A 993-nucleotide genomic window follows, 5' to 3' on the forward strand; every position below is an offset into this window, starting at 1 on the left:
GGGCGCGCAGGGCGCGTTCGGCGGCGGGGAGGTGGGCGGGGTCGCCGTCGTCCTGCCAGCGGGCGTGGTGGGCGGAGGCGAGCTCCAGGGCGGCGGCGGTGTGCTGGGGGCCGCCGGGTCCGGTGTGCTCGTGGGCCTCGGTCAGCAGCTCGACGGCCTGCGCGAGGGCGGCGGCGCGGGCCGCCGGGTCGTGGCGTACGGCCTCGGTGCCCGCGAGGGCGCGCAGGACGCCGCCGAGCACGAGGCGGCCGCGGATGCCCTCGGCCGTCCCGGCGGGGGCCTGGGCGTGCGGGAGCGCGTACGCGCGGGCCTCGTGGAGGAGGGTGGGGTCGGCCTGGAGCTGCCAGAGCCGCAGCAGGCGTTCGGCCTCGGCGAGCCCGCCGCTCTCGTCGCGTTCCGCGCGCAGTGGCCGGTACCAGCGGACGACGCGGGCGGGCACCTGGGCGAACAACTCGGGTTCGGCGCCGTTGTCCGTGGCGTCCGTGGTGTCCGTGGCGTCCGTGCCGTCCGTGACGGGGGTGACCGGCCAGAGGCCGTCGTCGGGCTCCGCCGGGTCGGAGAGCTGGGCGACGGCGAGCGCGGAGAAGTTGCGGGCGCCCTTGCCGAAGTGGCGTTCGACGTACTCGGAGCAGTGCTTGAGGACGAGGGCCGCGGCCCCCTGGTCCAGGGAGCGCAGCAGCAGTTCGCGCACGCCGTCGGCGAATTCGTACCAGGGGCCGCCGCCGGTGCCCGGGGGCGGCCCGGGCAGTTGCCACAGCAGGCCGGACAGGAGCACTTCGGCGAGTTCCATGGGCCCGGTGTCGGGCAGCATGGCGCGCTGGACGAGCTGCATGACGGGGAGCGCGAGCGGTACGGCCGCGAGGTGCACGGCCAGGCGCAGCGCTCCCGGGGAGGCGGTGGCGCGGAAGGCGCGCAGGAGGTCCTCGGCGGTGGGCGCGGGGGCGGGTGCCGCGGGCGCGGCGCCGGCGTACGGGCGCGCGGCGGGTACGGGGC

The 993-nt window shown here is 78.4% G+C and carries 1 pseudogene; it reads right to left on the reverse strand.

Annotation, left to right across the window (positions count from 1 at the left end):
• Nucleotides 1–993, reverse strand: a pseudogene (locus K6I34_RS37405) (hypothetical protein); the annotation flags it as partial.

This window comes from Streptomyces sp. UNOC14_S4, assembly GCF_020740835.1.
Classification (GTDB): Bacteria; Actinomycetota; Actinomycetes; order Streptomycetales; family Streptomycetaceae; genus Streptomyces.